Here is a 23,289-nt window from a genome sequence, read left to right on the forward strand (position 1 = left end):
CCGATGCCGCGCGCGCCGGGCCCCCGCGTCACGTCTCCAGATCCCGCTTCAGCCGGTCGAGCAGGTCGACCGCGGCGGACGCGTAGCGGCTGATCCACCGGTCGTGGATCCGCTTGACGGGGAGCACGTTCAGGTAGTTCCAGCGGTGGCGCCCCTCGCGCTTGACGATCACCAGCTCGGCCTTCTCCAGCACGCCGAGGTGCTGCATCACCGTGCAGCGATCCCAGTCGGCGAAATGAGCGCAGAGCTCGCCCGTCGTCTTCGGCCCGTCCTTGAGCAGGTCCAGGATCTCTCGCCGCCGACCGTCGGCCAGCGCCTTGAAGACGAGGTCGTCCGGATCCGCGCTTGACATGTTATAAGAATATAACATGATGGGCGGGCGGTCAATCGCCGCGCGAAGCTGGGTCCGTACGGGCGGCGCACCGGTGCGTCCGCGCGCCGAGGTGCTCGGGCGCGGGTGCGCCGGTGCACCCGCGCGTCGCGCGCGGTCCGCGGCCGAGGCATCGCCGCGACAAGGAGGCGTCATGGAGCTCAAGTTTCAGGTGCAGACGAAGGTCCAGAAGCCCGTCCACGAGGTCTTCGATGCGGTCTACAACCCGAAGAAGCTCAGCGGGTATTTCACGACGGGCGGCGCGAGCGGGCCGCTCGACGAAGGAAAGACCGTGATGTGGAGCTTCGCCGATTTCGACGGCGGCAAGCCGTTCCCGGTCTACGTCAAGCAGGTCATCGCCGACAAGCTCATCGCGTTCGAGTGGGCGGCCGGCGAGCCCGGCGACGACGGGAAACCGGTGAACGAGCTCCCCTACAACACGCGGGTCGAGATGCACTTCGAGGCCCTGGGCCCGAGCTCGACGATGGTCCGGATCGCCGAGTCGGGCTGGAAGGAGACCGAGCAGGGATTGCAGGCCTCCTACGGCAACTGTCAGGGGTGGATGCACATGGCCTGCTGCCTGAAGGCGTACCTCGAGCACGGCATCAACCTGCGCGAGGGCTCGTTCTGAGCGGGGCGCCCGGCCGCGGTCCCAGGCCCGCGGCGAGCCCGGCAGCTCAGAACCGGCCGCCGAGCGCGGCGGCGGCGCCCCCGCGCAAGGGGACGACGTGCACCGCCGCGGTCGCGGCGGGCGCTCCGGGCTCGGCGCGGCGCAGGACGAGCGCGGCCACGGCGCCGGCGAGCGCCGCCACGCCGACGCCGAACGCGATGTTGGCGCCGAGGATCTTGGCCCGCACGGCGTCGACGTCCGCCTCCGCGCAGCGCGGGGCGCAGGTCGCCCGCAGGCGGTCGGCGTCGGCGCGCGCGCTCAGGCCGAGCGCCGCGTAGGCGACCCCGCTTCCGGCCGCGACGCCGCCGAGCGCGATCGGCAGGACGAGCGCGCTCGCGGGCGACGAGGCGGCGCGGTCCTCGCGGGGCGGGACGGCGCCGCCTCCCGGCGCGCCCGCGCTCGCCCCCGGCGCGGCCGTCCGCCCGAGGCGGGCCGAGACGCGGCGCAGCTTCTCGCCCTCGCGCACGACGAGCCGCAGCTCCACGGGAGCGCTGCCCGCGCGCTCGAACCGGAGCACGCGCTCGCCCGGGTCGACCTCGACGGCCTTGCCGTCCAGGCGCGCGGAGAGCGGCGCGCCGTCGATCGTAACCCGCACGTCGGCCACGTCGTGGCCCTGCTCGTCCTGGGCGCTCAGGATCAGCGTCGGCACGCGCGCCGTGACGTCGGAGAGCCAGCCCGCGCAGTCCGACTGGACGAGATCCGGACAGTCGGCGCCGCCGCACGCGATGAAGCGCGCCCGCGCCTCGCGCAGCCGGCCCTCGTCGCGCAGGCGCTGGCCCTCCTCGGAGGCGGTGAAGCACGCCTCGGCGTCGCCGGCGCGAGCGCGGGCGGGCTGGAGGCACGCGGCGGCCGAGAGGGCGGCGGCGACGAGGAAGCGGGGAGAGGTGCGCGGGGTCATCGGGCCTCCGTCAGAAGCACTCGCGCTTGTAGCGCTTGTGGCCCTGTCCATCGATCACGAAGGGCGGATTGCACCCGTCGCGCGCGGGCTCGCGGCGCGGCAGCCGCCGCGCGCCCGCGCCGGCCGCCTTCGCGGCGGGCGCCGAGGGCGCAGCCGTCGCGGCGGCCGCCGTGGGCGCGCCGGGCGTCGCCGACGCATCCGGCACCCCCGCGCCGGCCGCGCCCGCGCCGGCCGCTCCGGCCGCGAACTGCGCCCCGTGCGGGAGCGCCGCCGGCCGCGCCGCGACCCGCGCGCGCGCCGCCGCCGCCGCGACGCCGGCCCTCGCGCTGGCGCGCGGCGGCGCCTCGGCGCGCGCGAACCCGATCGCCGCCGCCGCGATCGCGAGCGCCGCGCCCGCCGCCGCCGCCGCGCCCCAGCGCCGCCGGCTCGGGCTGGCGGCGGCGGGCTGCGGCGCGCTCGCCACGGCCGCCTCCGCCGGGCCCGCCGCGGCCGTCCCGAGGGCCGCCCCGGCCGTCCCGAGGGCCAACCCGGTCGTCTCGAGGGCCGCCCCGGCCGTCCCGAGGGCCGCCCCGGTCGTCTCGAGGGCCGATCCGAGCTCCGGCGGCGCGCTCGGCGTGGCCGCCCCCGGCTCGATCGCGGCGATCAGCGCCGCGCGCTGCGAGAGCGCCTCGCCCGCGAGCGACGCCACCCACGCGCCAACCTCCGAGGTCGACGCCGCGAGGCCCGTCGCCTCCAGCGCGAGCGCCATCTCGCGCGCCGTCGGGAACCGGTCCTCGGGGCCGCGCGCGAGCGCGCGCAGCGTGATCGCCTCCAGCTCCGGCGGCACCCCGGGCCGGCGGGCGCTCGGCGGATCCACGCCCGCCTGCAAGAGCCGCAGGATCGAGAGCGCCTCGCCGCGCCCCTCGAACAGGCGCTCGCCCGTCAGCGTCTCCCACAGCACCACGCCGGCCGCGTACACGTCCGCGCGCCGGTCGAGCGGCTCGCCCGCGATCTGCTCGGGCGACATATAGGCCAGCTTGCCCTTGAGCTGCCCGTCGCGCGTGATCTGCGCGCGCCCGGCCGACTTCGCCACGCCGAAGTCGAGCACGCGCGCCACCCCGTCCTCGCCGACGAGCAGGTTGTGCGGCGACACGTCGCGGTGCACGAGGCCGAGCGGGGCGCCGTCCTCCGCGGTCGCCTCGTGCGCCGCGTGCAGGCCGTGGAGCGCGCCGGCGAGCACCGCGCAGGCGATGCGCGGCGGGGGCGCGCCGCCGTCCTTGGTCGCCGCGCGCAGCAGCCGCGCCAGCGACTCGCCGTGCACGTACTCCATCACGAGCAGCACCTCGCCGCCGCTCGACACGACGTCGATCGTCGCGACCACGTTCGGGTGCCGGATCCGGGCCGCGACGCGCGCCTCGTCGAGGAGCATGGCCACGAGCTCGGGATCCCGGACGAACTGCGGGTAGAGCCGCTTGACCGCCACCGTCCGCCGGAACCCGGCCGAGCCGTGCTGGCGCCCGAGGTGCACCGTGGCCATGCCGCCGGCCCCGATCTCGTCGAAGAGCAGGTAGCGGACGACAGCCGATGCGCCGCCCTGGGCCCGCAACATCGGGGCGACGATAACACGCCCGCGGCGGATGCCGCGGCGGCATGTCAGCCGGCGCGCGGCTCGCGCGGCGCCTCGGCCCGGAGCACCGCGCGCGGCCTCTTCAGGTGGACCGCCGCGCGCGCAGGAGCTGGAAGTACCTCCGCGCGAGGCCCGACGCGGCCGCCGCGCTCCGGACGTTGCCCCCGTGCTGCGCGAGGACGCGCTGCACGTACCGCCGCTCGAAGTGCTCGACGATCCGCTCCCGCGCGCGCGGCAGGGGCAGGTCGAGCGCGAGGATCTCCTCGATGATGTCGTTGGATGTCGCAGTCTCGGCTCCCTCGCCGGCCCCGGCGCCCGCGGAGGCGGGCGGCGCGGGCGTGGGCGGCGGCAGCGCCGAGGACGGGGGCCCGCTCGCCGCGGCCGGCTGAGGCACCGACGCGGGCCCGCTCGCCGCGGCCGGCTGGGTCACCGACGCGGGCCCGGAGGGCGGGGCCGGCGCGCCTGCGGAGGCGAGCCCGGCCCGGCTGGTCTCGATCGGCGCGGCCTCGCCGAGCGCCACCCGGCGCGCCACGGCGTTGTAGAGCTCGCGCACGTTGCCCGGCCAGTCGTAGTCCTCGAGCCGCTCGGCGAACCCCTGGGGGAACGGCGCGCCGCGATCCGCGAGCTGCCGCCAGAAGTGGTGCGCGAGCACCGTGACGTCGCCCCGCCGCTTGCGCAGCGGCGGCAGCTCGATCCGCGCCACCGCGAGCCGGAAGAACAGATCGTCCCGGAACCGCCCCGCCTGGATCTCGCGCTCCAGGTCGCGCCGCGTCGCCGCGAGCACCCGGATGTCGACGCGGATCCACTTGTTCGAACCGACGCGCTGCACCTCCGAGCGCTGGATGGCGCGGAGCAGCTTCGCCTGCAGGCCGAGATCGAGATCGCCGATCTCGTCGAGCAGCAGCGTGCCGCCGTGCGCCTCCTCGAAGACGCCGCGGCGGGTCTCGTTCGCGCCGGTGAAGGCGCCGCGCTCGTGCCCGAAGAGCGCCGACTCGACGAGCGTCGGCGGCACCGCGGTGCAGTCGAAGACCACGAACGGCCCGGCGGCGCGCGACCCCTGCTCGTGGATCGCCTCCGCGAGCACCTCCTTGCCGGTCCCGGTCTCGCCCTCGATGACGACGGGCACGCTCGAGGCCGCGAGGCGCTCGCAGAGCGGGTAGAGCCGCCGCATCTCCTCGCTGGCGCCGACCAGCTTGCCGAAGCGCACGGCGCGCGACAGCTCGGCCGCCTGCGTGACGCCGAGCGCCTCGACGCGGAGCACGGTCTCGCCGATGCGGACGAGCTCGCTGCCCTGGAGGTAAGCGTCGCCGACGCGGATCCCCTGGACGAAGGTGCCGTTGGTCGAGCCGAGGTCGGTGACGCGCAGCCGGGCGCCGGCGAGCTCGAAGGCGGCGTGGCGGCGCGAGACGAGCCGGTCGGTGAGGGTGATGTCGCAGGCCGGGCTGGTGCCGGCGAGCACGCGGGCGGGCAGCCCCGGCGCCACGGTGAACCGGAGGCCCTCGTCCGGGCCCGCCATGACGGAGAGGGCGAAGCTCTCGGCCGCGGCCGCGCCGGGGCGCAGCGGCCCGGGCACGAGCTCGGTGGAGGCGGCGTCGTCGTCGTTCCACGGGGGCATGCGCCCATCTCAGCAGGCCTCCGCGCCGGCGTCACGCGGCGCCGCGGCGCCGCGGCGCGTGCCCGGTCCACGAACACGGTGGGTTTCCGGCGTGATCGGATTGCTACCGAGCGTAACGCGCGCTGGCCAACGTGTTACCGATCGTAACGCAATGCCGCGGATCGAGGCGTCCAGCGCGCCCGCCCGCCATGAAACATGGTGTCGCTCAGGCCCCGCGTGTGGCACCTTGGGCCGCACTTGTAGGGATATAGCGTCGGACGAGGACCATGCGGAAAATTCTTTACGCACTGCTGTTTCTATCGATCACCGGCTGCGGCGATGATTCGCCCGGATCCGATACGACGAGCACCGGGTCGAGCGCGACGACCAGCTCGGGGAGCTCCGGGGGCGCGACGAGCTCCAGCGGGTCGGAGGCTTCCGGCACCGGCGGCGGCGGCGGCGGCGGCAACGACGCTGGCGGAGGCGGAGCGGGCGCCACCGGCGGCGCTGGCGGCACGGGGGGCGAGGGCGGCGGCGACGGCGGCAGCTCCGGGGAGAGGCGCTGGGTCGGCACCTGGACGACCGGCCCGCAGCTGACCGAGACCAACAACAACCCGCCCGCGCCTGGCCTCGCCAACAACACCCTGCGCCAGGTCATTTACACCTCGATCGGCGGCAGCAACGTGCGGCTGCTGCTCTCGAACGAGTTCGGCGACGGGCCGGTGACGATGAGCTCCGTGCACATCGCGGACTCGACGACCGCCGACGGCATCGAGGCGAGCACCGACACGGCCCTGACCTTCGAGGGCTCCGAGTCGGTGACCATCCCGGTGGGCAAGTCGGTCTTCTCCGATCCGATCGATTACGACCTCAAGCCCCTCACCAAGCTCGCGGTGACCATCCATTTCGGCGCCGTCCCGAGCGGGATCACCGGGCACCCGGGCTCACGGACGAACTCGTACATCCAGACCGGCAACGGGGTCTCGTCGCCGACGCTGACGTCGCCGGTGAGCACCGCTCACTGGTACTACATCACGGGCCTCGACGTCATGGCCGACCCCACGGCCCATGCGATCGCCATCCTCGGCGACTCGATCACGGACGGCCGCGGCTCGGTCACGGACGGGAACACGCGCTGGCCGGACTTCCTGTCTCGCCGGCTGCGGGCCAATCCCGGGACCGAGGACGTCGCCGTGCTGAACCTGGGGATCGGCGGGGGCACCGTGCTCGCCGGCGGGCTCGGGCCGACCGCCAAGCTGCGCTACCAGCGCGACATCCTGGACCAGCGCGGGGCTCGCTGGGCGGTCATTTTCATCGGCGTGAACGACATCGGCGGCGACAGCGCGCCGAACGTCGCCGACGCCCTGATCACGGCCTATCAGGAGTTCATCGACAAGGCGCACGCCAAGGGGATGCTCGTTTACGGAATCCCCATCCTGCCGTTCAAGGGCAACGGGTACTACTCCGACGCGCACGAGGCCGCCCGTCAGAAGGTCAACACCTGGATCCGCACGAGCGGCAAGTACGACGCGGTCATCGACCTGGACCCGGCGGTCGTCGACCCCAACGACCCTGCCAAGCTGCAAGATGACCTCGACTTCGAGAATGACGGGCTGCACCTGAACCCGACTGGCCTGGAGGCGATGGCGAAAGCCGTCGACCTCGACCTGTTCACCAAGTAAAGCGAAGCGATCATGGGGGAGCACGGCCGGGCACGCGACATCCTTGCTTGCCCGGCCAAGGCCCCCACTTCCCCGGCGGGGAGCCGCGGCGATCGCGTTGCGATCGAGGGTACTGGGGGAAATACCCCACCGGTACCGCTGATTTCTCGGTGTTGACGCGTCGCGTTGTGCGTCCACACATGTTCATCCGTTGCGCTCCTGAGTAGCCTTGTCCCATGTGCGGAGGACACGACGCGGAGGCCGTCGCCACGGAATGTGCGCCCGCGCTCGCGGCGTCGGGCGGGCTCGTTCCACGCGCCGGCGGGCCCGAGGTGGCGCCGTGAGCCGGATCCTGCTGGTCGAGGACGAGGTCGTCATCCGGATGGAGCTCCGGCGGCTGCTCGCGCGTCACGGGCACGACGTCGTCGAGGCGGGGTCGATCGCCGAGGCCGAGGCGGCGCACGACCTGCGCGCGTTCGATCTGGTGCTCGCCGACGTGCGCCTGCCCGGCGCGCCGGGCACGGAGCTCGTCGGCCGGTGCGGCGGCGCGCCGGTCGTGCTCATGACGAGCTATGCGACCGTGAAGGCGGCCGTCGACGCGGTGAAGCGCGGCGCCGCGGATTACCTGTCGAAGCCGTTCGATCACGCCGAGCTCGTCGCGCTGGTCGATCACCACCTCGCCGGCGCGCGCTCCGCGCAAGGCGCGCCCGGGGAGAGCGCGCCGCGCCCGCCGTCGCCGGCGTCCGTGCCGCCCGCGGCGTCCGTGCCGCCCGCGGCGTCCGTGCCGCCCGCGGCGTCCGTGCCGCCCGCGGCGTCCGTGCCGCCCGCGGCGTCCGTGCCGCCCGCGGCGTCCGTGCCGCCCGCGGCGTCCGTGCCGCCCGCGCCGGACGACGAGGAGCTCGAGGGCATGATCGGCGGCTCGGCGGCCATGCGCGAGGTGTTCGCGCGGGTGCGCAAGGTGGCGCCGAGCGAGGCGACGCTGCTCGTGCTCGGCGAGAGCGGCACCGGCAAGGAGACGCTCGCCCGCGCCGTGCATCGGCTCAGCCCGCGGCGGCAGTGCCCGTTCGTGCGCGTCCACTGCGCGGCCATCCCCGAGGGGCTGATCGAGGGCGAGCTCTTCGGTCACGAGCGCGGCGCCTTTCCGGGCGCGCTCTCGGCGCGCGCGGGGCTCTGCGAGGCCGCGGAGGGAGGGACGCTCCTGCTCGACGAGATCGCCGACCTGCCGGCGCGCGTGCAGGCGCGGCTCCTCCGCTTCCTGCAGACCGGCGAGGTGCGGCGCGTGGGCGCGGCGCAGGCCCGGCGCGTCGACGTGCGCCTCGTCGCGGCGACCCAGCGGGATCTCGTGGCGATGGTGCGCCAGGGGTCTTTCCTGAGCGATCTCTACTTCCGCCTGCGGGTCCTCGAGCTCCGCCTGCCGCCGCTGCGCGAGCGGCCGGGCGACGCGGTCCGCATCGCGGAGTCGCTGCTCACGCGGCGCGCGCGGGCGACGGGCCAGCGGCCGCTCGCGCTGTCGCCGGAGGCGCGCGCCGCCATCGCGGCGGCCCCGTGGCCGGGCAACGTCCGCGAGCTGGAGAACGCCATCCACCGCGCCATGGTCCTCGCCGAGGGCAGGGAGATCGGGGTGGGCCTGCTCGGGCTCGACGACGCGGCGCAGCCCGCGCCGCCTCCGGCCGCGCACGAGAGCGAGCCGCGGTCCGACTCGCTCGAGGGGTATTTCCGCCGCTTCGTCCTCGAGCACCAGCACGCGCTGACCGAGACCGAGATCGCCCGCCGCCTCGGCATCAGCCGCAAGGCCCTCTGGGAGCGCCGCCAGCGGCTCGGCATCCCCCGGCCGCGCTAGCACCAGGCGCCGCCAGACGAGCTTTTCTCATCAGAACACGCTTCCGGTCGTGCCCCTTCGCACGACGATACCGTCGGCGTCGGGCCGAGTCTTCGAAGTGAAATATGAGCCACAGAGGCGCAGAGGACACAGAGGAGAGAGAAAGAAAAGAGATCGTTCTCCTCTTCCTCTCTGTGCCCTCTGTGCCTGTGAGGTTTGTCTTCTTTTAATCGGCCATGCGCACCACGTCCGGCAGCAACACCACCTGGACCTGGACGCTGCCGGCGCACTTCCCGCCGGGCAAGTTCCTGCGCGTGAAGGTCGACGGCGGCACGCTCAGGCAGGGCGGCAGCGCGCTCGCCTGGGACGACCACGGCGATTACGAGGTCGCGCTCGACGCCGGCTCGCTCCCCCTGTCGCCGTGAGCAGCGCCGCCGCGCCTCGCTCGAGACGCCGGTCCCCTGAACGCCCGCGCGGGTGACGGAGCCAACAACGCGACCGCCGACCCCACTGTCGCGTGATGGCGCCGACGCTAGTGATATATCCTACGGTCTGTGCCGTGGAAGATCTCGAGCTTTGATCGCCCGCTCACCGCCCGAGCCCCGCGCCGGCGGACCGCCTTCCGCACCGGGCGGCGTGCATGAAGCCCCTCCGCGCCTTCGAGCACGGCGAGCGCTTCGAGATCCGGCGCCAGCTCGGCGCCGGCGGGTTCGGCGCCGTCTACGAGGCCGTCGACCGGCGCTACGGCTGCGTGATCGCGCTCAAGGCCCTCTACCAGCAGTCCGAGCCGACGGCGCTGCTCCGCTTCAAGCAGGAGTTCCGCAGCCTCGCCGACCTCGTGCACCCGAACCTGGTCACCCTGCACGAGCTGCTCTCCGACGGCGGGACGTGGTGCTTCACCATGGAGCTCGTCGACGGCGTCGACTTCCTCAGCTTCGTGCGCGTCCAGCTGCCCAGCCACCGCGCGCACGCCGAGCTGGAGACGATCGTCTCGGACGCGTTCGTGGACCGCGCGTCGCTCGAGCCGAGCACCGCGCGCCCGTTCCCGACGGACGACGCCACGTGGGTGGAGCGCGCGTCAGCCGGCGCCGGCGCCGGCGGCGGCGTCGCGGGCCCGGACGAGGTGACCCACGCGCTGCTCGGGACCCCCGCGCCCCCGGCGCGGCGCCTGAACGGCGGCTGGCCCGAGCGCGCATCCAGCCTGCCGCCCCGACCGCTCCGGCAGACCTTCTCGCTCGACACGCGGCGGCTCCGGGCCGCCTTCTCGCAGCTCGTCGAGGGGGTCTCCGCGCTCCACGCCGCCAACATCCTCCACCGCGACCTCAAGCCCTCGAACGTCCTCGTGACGCGCGACGGCCGCGTGGTGCTGCTCGACTTCGGGATCGCCAAGGAGCTCACGCCGAGGGCGCCGGGCGAGGCGACCGTCGAGGACCTCGTGGGCACGCCGGCGTACATGCCGCCGGAGCGGATCACCTCGGCGCCCGAGACGGAGGCCAGCGACTGGTACAGCGTGGGGGTGATGCTCTACGAGGCGCTCACCGGCGCGCTCCCGTTCGCGGGCTCGGTGGTCGACACGATCTCCGCCAAGCTCTGGTCGACGCCGCCGCCGCCGTCGCTCCTCGTCGACGGCGTCCCGCGCGACCTCGACGAGCTCTGCGCGGCGCTCCTGCAGCGCGACTCGGCCGCGCGGCCGTCGGGCGCCGAGGTCGTGCGGCGCCTGCACGGCGAGCGGCCGGCGCACCCGGTCCGGTGGCTCCGCGCCCCGCCCGAGGGCGCCGAGCGGCTCGTGGGGCGCGAGCGGGAGCTCGGCGCGCTGGAGGACGGGTTCCGCGCGAGCGCCGCCGGGCGCACGATGGTCGTGCTCGTCGCCGGCCGGTCCGGGATGGGCAAGAGCGCCCTCGCGTCGAGCTTCCTGCGCGCGCTGCGCGAGCGCGGCGCCGCCACCGTGCTCGCCGGGCGCTGCCACGAGCGCGAGTCCGTGCCCTACAAGGCGCTCGACAGCCTCGTGGACGCGCTCTGCGAGCACCTCCGGCGCATGCCGGCCGCCGAGTCGGCGAGCGTCCTGCCGGACGACATCCACGCGCTCGCCCGGCTCTTCCCCGCGCTCCGCGCCGTCCCGGGCGCCGAGGTCGAGGGCGCGCCCGCGACCGCGCCGGACGCGCGGCAGGCGCGCTGGCGCGCGTTCCAGGCGCTCAAGGCGCTCTTCCGCCGCCTCGCGGCGCGCCGGCCGCTCGCGATCTGCATCGACGATCTGCAGTGGGGCGACGCGGACAGCGCGCGCCTGCTCGCCGAGCTGCTCTCGCCCCCGGACGCGCCGCGGCTCCTGCTCATCGCCTGCTACCGGAGCGACGAGGCGGAGCGCTGCGCCGCCGTCGGCGAGCTCCGGCGGCTCGCCACCCGGTGCGGCGCCGCCGTCGAGATCCGCGAGCTGACCGTCGAGCCGCTCTCGTACGAGCAGGCGATGCGCCTGGCCATCGAGCGGCTCGGGCCCGCCGCGGGCGCGCGCCTCGAGCGCGCGCAGGCGATCGCCCGGGAGTCCGAGGGAAACCCCTTGTCGGTGAGCGAGCTCATCCAGTATCTCTCGAGCCGGGACGGGGGCACGCTCGCACCGTCTGGGGGGGGAGGCGACATCAGCCTCCGGCGGGTGATCATGAGCAGGATCGACGAAATGCCCGAGCGCGCCCGGCGGCTCATCGAGATCGTCGCGGTCGCCGGATGCCCGATCGAACAGGAGGTCGCCTTCGCGGCCGCGGAGCTCGGCGAGGAGGCGCTCTCGTGCCTCACCCCGCTCCGCGCCGCCAACCTGGTCCGGATCACGGAGGCCCGCGGCGGCCCGCGCCTCGAGATCACCCACGACCGCATCCGCGAGACCGTCCTCGCCGAGCTCGATCCCGCGGCGCTCGCCGCCCGGCACGCCCGGCTGGCGCGCGCGTTCGAGGCGACGGGGCGCGCCGAACCGCAGGCGCTCGTGGTCCATTTCCACGGCGCGGGGGAGCTCCTCGAGGCGGCGCGGCACGCGGCCGCCGCGGCCGATCTGGCGAGCGGCGCGCTGGCGTTCGACCGCGCGGCCGAGCTCTACGCGCAGGCGCTCGCGTGGGGGCGCGGCGGCCCCGGCGACACCCCCGAGGCGCGCCGCGATCTCCAGGTCCGGCGCGCGACCGCGCTGGCGAACGCCGGGCGCTGCCGCGACGCCGCGCCGCTCTTCCTCGCCGCGGCCGAGGGCGCGCCGCCCGCCGTGGCGCTCGATCTGCGCCGGCGTGCCACCGAGCAGTACCTCGTCGGCGGCCACCTCGAGGAGGGCACCTCCGCGCTCGTCCCGCTCCTCGCCGAGGTCGGGCTCGGCTATCCGGCGACGACCGCGCGCGCGGTCATGACCGTGGCGGCGCTCTACGCCCGCATCCGGCTGCGCGGCCAGGCGTTCCAGGAGCGCGCCGCGGCCGAGATCCCGCCCGAGGTGCTCACGCGGATCGATCTCTGCCTCTCGGTCAGCAAGGCGCTCACCGACGTCGATCCGCTGCGCTCGACGGTGTTCCTGTTCCGCAGCCTGCTGCTCTCGCTCGACGCGGGCGAGCCGTCCCGCGTCGCCCTGGGGCTCTCCGCCTTCGGGCTCATCTCGGCGTTCCAGGGGACGCCGGCGGCGATCGAGGAGGGGTCGAGGCTGCTCGCGCGCGGCGAGGCGATCGCGGAGCGGCTCGGCGACGGCCGGCTCGGCAGCGTCATCCGCATCTACGTCGGCGGCGCGCACCTCGTGCGCGGGGCGTGGCGCGAGGCGCTCGACTACTACGACGCCACCCGCCGGCAGCTCGAGGAGCGCTGCGTCGGCGTCGAGATGGAGCGCAACCTGGCGCAGGCCGGCGCCGTGGTCGCGCTGGAGGCGCTCGGCCGGTTCGTGGAGCTCGCGGAGCGCACGGCGAGCTGGCGCCGCAGCGCGACGGCGGTGGGCAACCTGTTCGCGTCGGTGTCCGCGACGATCGCGTCCGCGGTGCCGCTGCTCGCCGCGGACGACGCGGCCGAGGCGCGGAGGTGCGTGCGCGAGGTGGTCGCGCGCTGGGCGAGGGGGGCGCGGGGGGCGATGCACGTGCAGCACCTCTACGCGCTGCGCCTCGAGACGCTGGCGGACCTGTACGAGGGCGAGGCCGACGCGGCGCGCGCGCGGCTCCTCGCCGAGTGGCGCGGCATCGAGCGCTCGCAGCAGCTGCGGGTCCAGCCGGCCCGCATGGACATGCTGCTCCTGCGCGCGCGGACGGCGATCGCGGCGGCCGCGGCGCGGCGCTCCGGCCGGGAGCCGCTCCTCCGGGAGGCCGAGGCGGACGCGGCCCGGCTCGAGCGCGAGGTGCGGCGCGACGGCGCCCCGCTCGCGGCGCTGCTCCGGGCGGGCGTCGCGCGGCTCCGCGACCGGCCGAGCGAGGCGATCGTGCAGCTCGGCGCCGCGGCGCGCGGCTTCGACGCGGTGGACATGGCGCTCCACGGCGCCTGCGCCCGCCGCGGCCGGGGGGAGCTGCTCGGCGGCGACGCCGGGCGCGCGCTGGTCGCGCAGGCCGACGAGGCGATGGCCCGCCAGGGGGTCCGCCGCCCGGATCGATGGACCGCGCTCTACCTGCCGGGCTTCGGCGGCCCAGGAGGCTGACCTCGATGCTTCGCCGCTCCCGCGCCGCGCGCGCCTCCTCGATGCCTCCGGCGTGGGCGGCGTGGGCCGCGGCCCTCTGGCCCGCGCTCGCCGCGGCCGTCGGCTGCCTGGGTTGCACCTCGCAGGCCGGCCTCGCCTCGCCGCCGGAGCCGGCGCAATCGGACGCACAGGCGCTTTCGCCCTTCGTCGCCCGGCCGCTGCCCTATGCGGCGGAGCCGGGCTGGCGGTCGCGCCATGAAGAGGACGTGTACTCGATGGGCCTCGGGCTGGCCGACATCGACGGCGACGGCTTCAAGGACATCGTCGTGGCGAACGGCAACGACATGACGAAACAGCCGATCGTCGTCTATCACAACGACGGGACGGGCCGTTTCCCGCCGGAGCCCAGCTGGTCGTCGGCGGACGCCGACTACAACACCGGGCTCGCCGTGGGCGACATCGATCGGGACGGCTGGGTGGATGTCGCGGTGAGCGTCGGCCCCCGGGAGCCGGGCACCCTGAAGCTCGGGCACGTCAAGGTGTACAAGAACCGCGGCGGCGCGCTGGAGCCGACGCCGGGCTACCGCAGCGCGGACGGCTACTCGAGCGTCGGCTGCGCGCTCGGCGACGCGGACGGCGACGGGGATCTGGATCTCGCGGCCTCCGTGGCGCTCGAGGAGGGGTATGCGCCGGGCCCCGCGCGGATCTACGAGAACGTCGGCGGCGCGCTGTCCCCGCTGCCGGGCTGGAAGAGCGCGAGGGTCGATCACAGCTTCGGCATGGAGTTCGCCGACATCGACGAGGACGGCCTGCTGGATCTCGCCGTCGCGATGCCGGGCGTGCCGATCTTCCGCGGCGTGCTGCGGGACGGCGGCGTCATCTCCCTCCCGCGGGAGCCTGCCTGGGCGGCGAGCGAGTCCATCCAGTATCCGATGTTCCTGGACGCGGGGCGACTCGGCGCCTCGACCGGGCTCGTGGTCTCGTACAGCGACTTCGGTGCTGGCGCCGCCCCGGCGGGCCGCGCGCGGCTCTCGGGCGCGCCCGGGCGGGGGGCGGCGGGCGCAGGCGCGGGCGCGAGCTCGACGCGGTTCGAGGCCTATGCGCCAGGGCGCCAGCGCGGCCCGACCTGGAGGTCGGCGAGCGCCGGCTGGGGGGCCGGCGTCGCGCTGGCCGACGTGAGCGGCGACGGCGTGCTCGATCTGATCGCGGGCCGCTGGGGCCCGGCCCCGCCGCCGAACGCGCTGGGCGCGCCGCTGCAGATCTACCTCGGGCTGGGCGGCGGGTTCACCCGGGAGCCCGTCTGGTCCTCGGCGACGATGACGGTGCAGGAGACCATCGCGCTCGCCGACCTGGGCCGGGAGGCATTGCAGTCGGCGACCGAGACGTTCCGCATCGAGCGCGAGCAGGCCGTGATCACGCTCTCTCGCCCGGTCATCGAGCAGATCGACGAGATCCGCCGGAACGGCGCGCCCGTCGCGCCGCGCGACGTCGCCTCGCTCCCGGGCGGGAGCTGGGTTTCGTTCGCGCAGCGGCTCCGGCCCGGCGATGAGGTGGAGGTCCGCTATTCGTACTCGACGGAGCTGGACATCGTCGAGACGAACTGGGATACATCGAATTTCATCTACTATCATCGGACGTCGTCTCGGTGAGCGCCGGGCGGCGCGTGGGCGCAGGGCCCTTGCCGCGTCCATCACCCTAGCCGTGGAGCGGTTCTCATGTTGATGTTCTTCATCGCCGATCTCGCGCGCGATCCCAACCTGCAGGCCGCCTTCAGCGAGGATCCGGAGCGCGCCATGGCGCAAGCCGGCCTCTCGGACGAGCAGAAGGCGCTCTTGCGGACCCGCGATCCGAAGCGCATCGCCGACGCGGTGGCGCAGGAGGTCGAGGCCCTGCCGATCCGGTCGGTGAACCCGGTGGTCAACTGGATCGGCCCGGTGCTCCATGTCACGGCCGTCGAGCCGAACAGCGGCGTGCACGGGCAAGAGGTCAAGACGGTCGTGTACGGCACGTATTTCGAGAGCACGATGGCGTGCTCGCTGGTGCAGGGCACTTCGGTCATCTCCGGGGTCGTGTCGAACGTGGTCACGGGGATGAACTCGCGGATGGATGTGCGGTTCAACCTGGCCAACGCGGTCCCCGGCCCGTACGGCGTGCAGGCGAGGTCGCGGAAGGCCGAGAGCACGCTGCCGAGGGCGTTCGAGGTGAAGCGCGCTCGCCAGACGCCGGTGTGAGCGGCCTGTCCGGCGGCCGGGGCGGCGCGGCCCCGCGGGGAGGGCCGGGGTGATCGTCCCGGTGCACGCGCTGATGGCCGAGGGCGCGGCGCTGCTCCCGCCGGCGCTGGTGTCCCCGGCGGCGTACGCGCGCCTCGCCGCGGCGGCGGCCGGCCTGCCCGCGGCGGCCTCCTGCGCAGCCGTCGAGTGCCGGCTCGGCGGCTCCGAGCGGGTCGATCTGCTGGTCTGTCTGACGGCGGCGGAGGGGGGGCACCGCGCGCTCGCGCGGCGGCGCGCGGATCTCGACCTCCTCGCCGAGCCGGCGTGGGCGCGGGTGGCCACGTTTTGCGCGGAGTGGGCGGACCCTGGATCGCCGCTCTACTGCGGTGTCCCGCTGCTCTGGCTCGAGCTCGACCTTCCTGACGACGGGGCGCGGCTGCCGTCGTCCGTGCCGGCGCCGTATCCGTTTCCCTGCGTCGATCCCGCGGTGCCGGGCGGCGTCGCGCCGGGCGCTGCGGGCGATGGGGCGGGGCTTCCGGAGCAGACGGGTGTGATCCGGCGGGCGCTCGCGCTTTTGCTGGGCGAGCCCGTGCCGCCCGCGGTCGACGGCGCCTTGCTCCGGTGCATCGCGCGGCTGCCGCCGAGCGGGCGCGCGATGCATGTGGCCCCGCTCGCCGTGCGGGGGCGCGCCGCGGTCCGCCTGGTGGTCGCGATGGGGAAGGCCGATGTCCCGGCGTACCTGGCGCGGATCGACTGGCCCGGATCGATCGCGAGTATCGAGGCGCTCCTCGACAGCATGGTTCCTTTCACGAGCCATGTCAGTTTCCACCTCGACGTCGGCGCGGCGGTGGAGCCGATGCTGGGCCTGGAGATCTCGGTTCCGGTCGTGGATGTCCGCTGGGCGACGGCGCTGGATCGGCTTGTCGCGCTCGGCGCGTGCTTGCCGGACAAGCGCGACGCGATCCTGGCCTGGCCGGCGGACGCGCGGCCCTGGCCGGGCCGGGGGTGGCCGACGCGGCTGCGCCAGGGCGTCATGCTCAAGCTGGTCTACCGGCCGGACGCGCCGCTGGAGGCGAAGGCGTATCTCGGGATCACGCCGTACGTGGCGCTGTTCGGGTGAGCGCGGCGGCGGGCGGAGAGGGCGAGTCGGTGGGCGCGGCCGGGGCGGGCGGGGCGATCGCGATCGGGGTTCGGCGGATCAAGAGGGGAAGACGGAGCCGCGGTTCAGGATGCCCCCCGGATCCTGCTGCGCCTTGAGGCCGCGGAGCGCCGCATAGGTCTCCTCGCCGAAGCACGCGCGGTAGGCGTCGGCGCCAGAGGTCGACTCGGACTGGATGTAGCGGCGGCAGCCGAGCTCGATGGCGGCGCGCGTGAGCGCCTCGTCATAGGCGCGCAGCGGGCCCGCCGCATCGCCGGGGGGCAGGCGCAGCGCGCCCCAGGAGCCGAGCGCGAAGAACGGCTCGTCGCGCGGGTAGACGAGCGGCGGCACCGGGCGCCGCTGGCGGATCGGGTATGCGTAGCGCCGGCGGTACGAGAGCAGGCCCGCGTGCTCCGCCTCGAGGGCGGCGAGCCGCGCCTGCGCCTTCGCGAGGCTCCTCCCCGGGGTGAACAGCGTGAACCACAGGAGGCGCTCGTCGCGCTCGGCCTCGTCCGGACCGGGGCCCTGCAGGTCTGGCGAGGCGGCGATGAGCTCGCGGCTGGCGCCGGCGCCGGCCGGGTAGGGCGGGGGAGCTGCGGTGTCCAGCGGGCAGACATCGAGCGTCGCCTCGACGACGACGCCTAGCTGGCCCATCGCGCCGAACAGCCACGGAAAGAGCGCATGATGCCTGTCGACGCGCTGAAGGCGGCCCGTGCCGTCGACGAGCGTCAGGGCCGCGACGTTCTCCCAGAAGCCCCCGTGCAGGTTGGAGCGCGGCCCGAAGCCGCCCGCGGCGACGAACCCGGCGACCGAGGGCCCGGCGTGGCCGTCGTTCACGACGGGCACGGTGTAGCCGTGGCGCTCCACGACGTTGCGCAGGCTCCAGAGGACGACGCCGGCGCCCGCGGTCACGGTGCCTTCGGTTTCGAATCGGACGTCGCCGAGGCGCTCCGTGCGGAGGAGGAGCTCGTGCGCGGCGGGCAGGGAGGCGCCGTTCAGCGCGTGGCCCTGGCCGCGGATCCGCACGGGGATGCCGTGGCGGTGGGCCGTTCCGATGGCGTCGACGAGCTCGGCGGACGAGGCGGGGGCGATCTCGCAAAAGGTGTCGGCGCTCTGCCGGAGGCGGCCGAAATGGGAGATCGGGGCGGAGACGACGCGCGGCGCGAACGCGGAGAAGAGGTCGCGGAGCTGCTGCGGGGGGCGCACGGGGCGAGCGTACACGGGGGGAGAAAGCGGCGCCAAGGACGGCACCCACGATGAACCCGCCGGCGGCCTCCGGCACGATGCCGGAGGCCGTGTCGATACCGCACTTACGAGGCCGGCGCCGGCTCGCGCGCCAGGATCATCGGCTCACGATGCTCCCCGGGGAGGTCTCTGGCGCTGCATCGAGGGGTCGAGAGGCCCGCGCTTCAGGGAGCGAGCTGGGCGAGGAAGATGGAGCCACCCCCGGTCCAATACGAGGGCAAGTCGACCAGGGTGCTGCCGCCGAAGTCCGCGCTGTGGTGGAATTCGCCCGAGATCGTCACCTTCCCGGAGCTGTCCACCGCGATGCCATTGCCCAGCTGGGTGTTGTCGCCGCCAAGACTGGCGCTCCAGAGGTGGGCGCCGGTGTCATCGAACTGGGCGACGGCGACATCGGTAGCTCCTACGCAGGTCAGCGTCCCGCCGCCGAAGTCGATGCTGGTCCTGAAGTACCCGACGATGCTCACGTTTCCTGCGCTGTCGACCGCCACGCCCGTGCCATTGTCGTCGCTGCCGAGGCCCGTGTCGCCGAACTGCTTGCTCCACACATCGGTGCCGGCGGCGCTGAACTGCACCAGGAATATATCTCTCGTCTCGCCTCCCGGGTGGGTGAGCGTCGGCGTGTTGCTCCCGAAGTCGACGTCACCGTCAAATTCGCCGATCACGTCGACGTTTCCGGAGCTGTCGATCACGATATCGATGCCTTGCGCAGAATAGTCGTCGCCGAACCTCTTGCTCCAGAGGTGATCGCCGTCGGACTCGAACTTCGCCACGAACGCGTCATAGCCGTCGCCGTATTCGGCTGAGGCCCATGCGCTGTTGCTTGTCAGCAGGCCACCGCCGAAATTCACGCTGCCGCCGAGCAGCCCGGTGACCGCGAAGCTGTCGTCGTTGGGATCCACCGCGATGCTATTGGGTGACACGACGCCGTCGCCGGGGAAGAAGTCGGCGAAGATCAGGCTTCCATCGCTGCCGTCGAGCTTCGCCACGTAGGCGTGCACATTGTATACCCACTCGTTTGTCGAATTGGATTCAGTGCCGATCTCGATGTTGCCGATCGTGGGACCGGTGATGAGCACGTCTCCCGACGAGTCGACTGCGATACCGATGCCAGTCGCATAATCCGATGCGCTGTAGCCGCTGAACACCTTGCTCCAGACGTGGTTCCCGCTGCTGTCCAGCTTCAAGACGACGACGCCGAAGCCGTCGCCGGCATAGATGGCTCCTCCGCCGAGGTCGACGTACTCCGCCATGGTGATGCCGGTGACGTACACGTTGTCGCTGCTGTCCACCGCGGCTTTGTTGAAAGAGACGCCATCGAAGCTCTTGCTCCAGACGTGGACGCCGTACTCGGTGAACTTCGCGACATAGTCGGCTGCGGTGGACGTGCTCAGGGCCGGTGCTCCGCCCGCGCCGTCGAAATCCACGGTCCCGCCGTATCCGATGAATCCGAGGTTGATGATGTTGTCGGACCCATCGACGACGACGTCGCCCCCGTACTGATAGTCAGGGTCGCCGAAGGACGCGCTCCAGCTGTGCGTCAGCGGCTGCTCCGCGGTCGCGATGCTCTCCGAGGGGCCGAGCTCGCCCTCGCCCGACGGCACGCCGTTGCAAGCGGTGGCCGAGGACGCCGCGCAGAGGCCGACCATGATGAGTCGCTTCATTCGAACCATGATCATCAAACTCCTTCCGCTGCAATCGTGGGAATCGACCGCAACGCGACCCACCGCGATGAGCGCGTCGCGAGGCAGGGCTCGACGGCGAAGGCCAGCGAGCGGGTGCGGTGCGTTCATGAGGTCCGCAGTCTGCCGAGTCGGTGCTCTCCTCGGCCCCCGCGAAACGACGGCGGATCTCGCGAACGGCGCCGCAGCACGTCTATGAGACAAGCGTGTTTCTGCGGCGCTTGAATATGGATAAACTTGAGTATCTGTATTCGACACTACAATTCCGTCCGCGTCAACCCTTTCGTGGGGCGCAGCAGGAATCGGACACCCAGGGCGTCGCCTCGGGCGCCTCGAGGGCGAAGCGCCCGCGTTCGGCCAAGTGCATGGTCGGGTGGGTTGGAGGCTCGGCGGACTTCGGCGGCAGCACGCTCAGCACGAGCTACATGGCCGGCGACGTGGCGCCGTTCAGCAGCGCGGGCGTCCCCGCTATCGCTCGTCGAGGAAGGCCGACGGCCCCTCTAGCTCCTCGAGCGTCCGGCTCAGCGCCTCGAGCGCCGCGCCGGCCTCGTGGAAGCGACGCTCGCCGAGCAGGCGCAGGTAGCTCGCGAACGCGTCGTTGGCCCGCTGCGCCAGCCCGTCGTTCACGCCGCGCGCGCCGGGGGCCTCTGGCACGCCGGGCACGCCCGCCGCGGCCGGCGTCGGGGGCGGCCCGCCCTCGAGGAGCCCGCGCAGCGCCGCGTCGAGCGAGCTCGCGAAGCTCATCCGGTCGCCGTGCATCACCACCACGACGCGGAGCTCCGGATACGCCGCCGTGTCCGCCTGGAGGAAGATCGGCTCGACATAGAGGAGCGTGTCCTCGACAGGGATGACCAGCGCGTTGCCGCGGATCACCCTCTGACCGCGCTGGCTCCACAGGGAGAGCTGCGCCGACAGCACCGGATCCTGATCGATCTTCGTGTCCATCTGCTGGGTGCCGAGCACCCGCGTGTCCTTCGGGAACTTGTACGCGAGCATGCGCCCGTAGTCGTCGCCGTCGGACATGCCGGCGATCCAGCCGATGAGCACCTGCCGGTCCTTCGGCGTGAACGGCAGGATCAGGGTGAACTCGGGCCGACCCTCGCCCGGCGGCTTCCACATCACATAATAGGGCTCCACCGGCTGGACCTTGTCGTAGTACTTCTCGGTCGCGCGCGCCCAGAGGTCCTCCTGGTTGTAGAACACCTCGGGATCCGTCATGTGGTACTTCGCGTAAACGAGGCCCTGCGCGAGGAGGAAATCCTCCGGATAACGCACGTGCGCGCGGAGCTCCGCCGGCATCTCCTCGCGCGGCAGGAGCAGGCCGGGGAAGATGCGGCTGTAGACCTGGAGGATCGGATCCTCCGGCTCGAAGACGTAGAGCCGCACCGAGCCGTCGTAGGCGTCGACCACCGCCTTGACCGAGTTGCGCACGTAGTTCGCGCGGCGGAGGTGATGCGCGAACCCCGCCCGCCCGGCCGCGTCGCCCGGCGCGCTCGCCGCGCTCATCCCGGCGCCCTCGGCCGAGAAGAAGCTCTCGCTGTAGGGGTAGTAGCTCGACGTGGTGTACGCATCGAGGATCCAGTAGAGCCGCCCGCCGGCGACGACGATGTACGGATCGCGATCCAGGGCCAGGAAGGGGGCGATCGCCCCCACGCGCTCGCGGACCTCGCGGCGGAACATCACCCGGCTGTCGTCCGTGGGGATGCCGGACGCGAGGAGGCTCGTGCCGCCGAGCTTCCACCCGAAGAGGAGCTTGCGGAAGAAGCCGTCGAGCTCGATCCCGCCGGTGCCCGCGTAGCGCGTGTAGACGTTCTCCGAGCCGCTCGGATAGTCGAACTCCGGCTCCCTGGAGTTGGCCACCACATAGCCGTGGGTGGTCTCTCCATAATAGATCTCCGGCCGCTCGATCGCGAGCTCGGGCGAGGCGGAGACGGGCGGGATGTCCTTCACGAGCAGGTTCGGCTGCCCGTCGGGCGTGAAGTCGTGCGCCGAGGCCATCGCGACGCCGTAGCCGTGCGTGTACTTGAAGCGACGGTTGACGAAGGTCTGGTGCTCGCGCGGCAGGTTCTCGGCGTTGAGCTCGCGCGGGGCGAGCATGACCTGGCGGTAGCGGTCGCCCACGGCGTAGCGATCGATGTCGATGCCGGGCATCTCATAATAGAGGCGGATCGCCTGGAACTGATGGATCACGGCGTCGAGCGCGCGCGGGTCCCAGAGGCGCACCTCGGACAGGAGATCGTGGTTGTCCGCCAGGGTCTCGCGGGTGAGCCGGTCGGAGACGGGGAACTCGGTGACCTCGATGTCGTGGAGGCGGAACCCCGCGCGGGTGAACGCGATGTTGTGGGCGAGGTAGGGGCGCTCGAGCGCGAGCTCGTTGGGCACGACCTTGAGCCACTGGACGAGCGCCGGGAGCACGTGCATGCCGAGCGCCCACGGCACCGCCACGAGCAGCGCCGGCAGCGCGGCGAGCCTCGCCAGGGCGCGCCGGCCCGCGCCGCGCTCGACGGCGGCGGCGCGGCAGAGGGCGCGCTGCACGGGCGGGAGGAAGAGCGCGATGCCCACGAGCGCCGCGATGACGGCGACGACGCGGGTGGCGGGCAGGCGCACGTGGACGTCGGTCCAGCCTGGGCCCACGACCACGCCCCACGACGAGTACATGAGGTGATAGGCCGCGAGCCACCGCCCCCAGGCGATGACGAGCGCGAGCGCGCCGAGAGAGAAGAAGAGCGCGCGGTACCGTGCTGCGCCGGCCTGCGCGGCGTCCGCGGCGGGAGCCGCGATGTCCGGCGCCGCGGCGCGCTCCGCAGGAAGGTCCGCCGGGGGCCCCGTGACCTGCTCCGCAGGAGGCGCCGCGATGCGCTCCGCAGGAGGCGCCGCGACGTGCTCCGCGGCGGGACCGGTCGTCCGCCGCGCCGACGCGAGGTCCGCGTCGACCGCCGCCCCGGCGAGCGCGAAGAGCGCGAGGGTCCACAGCAGGAAGTACACCGCATCGTAGAACGGCAGCGAGAACAGGTAAAACGCGGTGCTCCGGCCGAGGATGGGGTCGCGCAGCGCCGTGGGCACCTGCGCGAGGAAGCGCAGGATCACCTCCCAGCCGAAGAAGCCCCAGAGTGCGCCGAACGCCGCGCCGAGCAAGGTCGGGACGCGGCGCGCGCCGAGCGACCGCGCAGGGAGGGTCAGCAGGAAGACGAGGAGCCCGCCGAGCGAAGCGGCCGCGAGCGCCGAGATCGACCGGGCCAGCGTCGCCGTCCAGAAGCGCGCCGTGTAACCGAGCTCGGCGAACCAGAGGTACTCGCCCCAGAAGCTCAGGAACCCGAAGAACGCGAGCGTGCCGGCCGCGAGCAGCGCTCCCGCCGCGACGGGCAGGCGCCTGCGCATCCACATCCCCCACGCGATCAGGGCCGCTCCGGCGCCGAGCAGCACCACGATGAAAAGAATGTACATTCGATGCCTCCCTTTGGCGGGGCCCCACGCGGGGCGCGACGTGTGCGCCCTCAGGGCGCAAGGTCCGCGCCCGATCCAGAGCCGCGAATGCGTGTCCGCGACGCACGGGCACGCGAGCTGGCAGCCGGGACCGCGGGCAGGGCGGCTCGCCCGGTCGCGCGAGGACGCGCTGGGACCACGGAGAGGGGCCGACGCGCCCGCTTTCCGGCCAAACGCAGGCAGCCGCCGAGGTGGAGCTTGCGCCGTGAGAGCTCTGGCTCCACCCAGTTCATCGACAGGGCGGTTGGAGCCGCTCGTGCTCGCTCGGAGTGGGAGCCACGCGCATGACGCTCGTCCTCGCGACCGACTT

At 73.6% G+C, this 23,289-nt stretch carries 15 protein-coding genes; 8 read left to right on the forward strand and 7 right to left on the reverse strand.

Annotated elements, in window-relative coordinates; genetic code table 11:
• Positions 1 to 28 precede the first annotated feature (28 nt).
• Positions 29 to 352, reverse strand: a complete 324-nt coding sequence (locus WMF33_RS15830) for a helix-turn-helix domain-containing protein (RefSeq protein ID WP_020735210.1) — start codon at positions 350 to 352, stop codon at positions 29 to 31.
• Positions 353 to 524: 172 nt separating this feature from the next.
• Here WMF33_RS15830 and WMF33_RS15835 point away from each other — a divergent pair, with 172 nt between their 5' ends.
• Positions 525 to 1,001, forward strand: coding sequence for an SRPBCC domain-containing protein (locus tag WMF33_RS15835; RefSeq protein WP_061627788.1), 477 nt, complete (start codon positions 525 to 527; stop codon positions 999 to 1,001).
• 46 nt (positions 1,002 to 1,047) lie between these two features.
• Here WMF33_RS15835 and WMF33_RS15840 read toward each other — a convergent pair whose 3' ends face one another.
• From WMF33_RS15840 to WMF33_RS15850, 3 genes are all read right to left on the reverse strand, one after another.
• Positions 1,048 to 1,938 (reverse strand): hypothetical protein, encoded by an 891-nt coding sequence (locus WMF33_RS15840; protein ID WP_437337912.1) that lies wholly within the window; start codon positions 1,936 to 1,938, stop codon positions 1,048 to 1,050.
• A 10-nt stretch (positions 1,939 to 1,948) separates the two neighbouring features.
• Positions 1,949 to 3,526 carry a serine/threonine-protein kinase gene (locus WMF33_RS15845; RefSeq protein WP_437337913.1) on the reverse strand — a complete coding sequence of 526 codons (1,578 nt, stop codon included), beginning with the start codon at positions 3,524 to 3,526 and terminating at the stop codon, positions 1,949 to 1,951.
• A gap of 100 nt (positions 3,527 to 3,626) precedes the next feature.
• Positions 3,627 to 5,159 carry a sigma 54-interacting transcriptional regulator gene (locus WMF33_RS15850; RefSeq protein WP_437337914.1) on the reverse strand — a complete coding sequence of 511 codons (1,533 nt, stop codon included), beginning with the start codon at positions 5,157 to 5,159 and terminating at the stop codon, positions 3,627 to 3,629.
• 266 nt (positions 5,160 to 5,425) lie between these two features.
• Between WMF33_RS15850 and WMF33_RS15855 the strand changes: the two genes are divergently transcribed.
• From WMF33_RS15855 to WMF33_RS15885, 7 genes are all read left to right on the forward strand, one after another.
• The gene (locus WMF33_RS15855; protein WP_437337915.1) at positions 5,426 to 6,820 is read left to right on the forward strand and encodes an SGNH/GDSL hydrolase family protein; all 1,395 of its coding nucleotides are present in this window, start codon (positions 5,426 to 5,428) and stop codon (positions 6,818 to 6,820) included.
• Positions 6,821 to 7,139: 319 nt separating this feature from the next.
• Positions 7,140 to 8,639, forward strand: coding sequence for a sigma-54-dependent transcriptional regulator (locus WMF33_RS15860; protein ID WP_437337916.1), 1,500 nt, complete (start codon positions 7,140 to 7,142; stop codon positions 8,637 to 8,639).
• A gap of 215 nt (positions 8,640 to 8,854) precedes the next feature.
• Positions 8,855 to 9,043 carry a hypothetical protein gene (locus tag WMF33_RS15865; RefSeq protein ID WP_437337917.1) on the forward strand — a complete coding sequence of 63 codons (189 nt, stop codon included), beginning with the start codon at positions 8,855 to 8,857 and terminating at the stop codon, positions 9,041 to 9,043.
• Positions 9,044 to 9,258: 215 nt separating this feature from the next.
• Positions 9,259 to 13,245 (forward strand): serine/threonine-protein kinase, encoded by a 3,987-nt coding sequence (locus WMF33_RS15870; RefSeq protein WP_437337918.1) that lies wholly within the window; start codon positions 9,259 to 9,261, stop codon positions 13,243 to 13,245.
• A 5-nt stretch (positions 13,246 to 13,250) separates the two neighbouring features.
• Entirely contained in the window at positions 13,251 to 14,873 is a 1,623-nt protein-coding gene (locus WMF33_RS15875) for an FG-GAP repeat domain-containing protein (RefSeq protein WP_437337919.1), read from the forward strand.
• Between the two features lie 66 nt (positions 14,874 to 14,939).
• Positions 14,940 to 15,455: a hypothetical protein gene (locus WMF33_RS15880; protein ID WP_437337920.1), complete on the forward strand. Its 516-nt coding sequence runs from the start codon at positions 14,940 to 14,942 to the stop codon at positions 15,453 to 15,455.
• 49 nt (positions 15,456 to 15,504) lie between these two features.
• On the forward strand, positions 15,505 to 16,554 hold the full coding sequence (locus tag WMF33_RS15885) for a hypothetical protein (RefSeq protein WP_437337921.1): 1,050 nt from the start codon (positions 15,505 to 15,507) through the stop codon (positions 16,552 to 16,554).
• Positions 16,555 to 16,632: 78 nt separating this feature from the next.
• Here the strand turns inward: WMF33_RS15885 and WMF33_RS15890 are convergent, their stop codons facing one another.
• The 3 genes from WMF33_RS15890 to WMF33_RS15900 all read right to left on the reverse strand — a co-directional run bounded on the left by WMF33_RS15890 (position 16,633) and on the right by WMF33_RS15900 (position 22,940).
• Positions 16,633 to 17,778, reverse strand: coding sequence for an FAD-binding oxidoreductase (locus WMF33_RS15890; RefSeq protein WP_437337922.1), 1,146 nt, complete (start codon positions 17,776 to 17,778; stop codon positions 16,633 to 16,635).
• A 203-nt stretch (positions 17,779 to 17,981) separates the two neighbouring features.
• A complete protein-coding gene (locus WMF33_RS15895) occupies positions 17,982 to 19,478 on the reverse strand; it encodes an SBBP repeat-containing protein (RefSeq protein ID WP_437337923.1) in 1,497 nt (498 codons plus the stop codon).
• A gap of 486 nt (positions 19,479 to 19,964) precedes the next feature.
• Positions 19,965 to 22,940: a UPF0182 family protein gene (locus WMF33_RS15900; protein ID WP_437337924.1), complete on the reverse strand. Its 2,976-nt coding sequence runs from the start codon at positions 22,938 to 22,940 to the stop codon at positions 19,965 to 19,967.
• Positions 22,941 to 23,289: the final 349 nt, after the last annotated feature.

This window comes from Sorangium sp. So ce394, from assembly GCF_051474665.1.
Classification (GTDB): Bacteria; Myxococcota_A; Polyangia; order Polyangiales; family Polyangiaceae; genus Sorangium; species Sorangium cellulosum_D.

Coding starts and splice junctions, on each gene's coding strand:
- WMF33_RS15830 (WP_020735210.1), bottom strand. CDS start 352: ATGTCAAGCGCGGATCCGGACGACCTCGTCTTCAAGGCGCTGGCCGAC.
- WMF33_RS15835 (WP_061627788.1), top strand. CDS start 525: ATGGAGCTCAAGTTTCAGGTGCAGACGAAGGTCCAGAAGCCCGTCCAC.
- WMF33_RS15840 (WP_437337912.1), bottom strand. CDS start 1,938: ATGACCCCGCGCACCTCTCCCCGCTTCCTCGTCGCCGCCGCCCTCTCG.
- WMF33_RS15845 (WP_437337913.1), bottom strand. CDS start 3,526: ATGTTGCGGGCCCAGGGCGGCGCATCGGCTGTCGTCCGCTACCTGCTC.
- WMF33_RS15850 (WP_437337914.1), bottom strand. CDS start 5,159: ATGCCCCCGTGGAACGACGACGACGCCGCCTCCACCGAGCTCGTGCCC.
- WMF33_RS15855 (WP_437337915.1), top strand. CDS start 5,426: ATGCGGAAAATTCTTTACGCACTGCTGTTTCTATCGATCACCGGCTGC.
- WMF33_RS15865 (WP_437337917.1), top strand. CDS start 8,855: ATGCGCACCACGTCCGGCAGCAACACCACCTGGACCTGGACGCTGCCG.
- WMF33_RS15870 (WP_437337918.1), top strand. CDS start 9,259: ATGAAGCCCCTCCGCGCCTTCGAGCACGGCGAGCGCTTCGAGATCCGG.
- WMF33_RS15875 (WP_437337919.1), top strand. CDS start 13,251: ATGCTTCGCCGCTCCCGCGCCGCGCGCGCCTCCTCGATGCCTCCGGCG.
- WMF33_RS15880 (WP_437337920.1), top strand. CDS start 14,940: ATGTTGATGTTCTTCATCGCCGATCTCGCGCGCGATCCCAACCTGCAG.
- WMF33_RS15895 (WP_437337923.1), bottom strand. CDS start 19,478: ATGAAGCGACTCATCATGGTCGGCCTCTGCGCGGCGTCCTCGGCCACC.
- WMF33_RS15900 (WP_437337924.1), bottom strand. CDS start 22,940: ATGTACATTCTTTTCATCGTGGTGCTGCTCGGCGCCGGAGCGGCCCTG.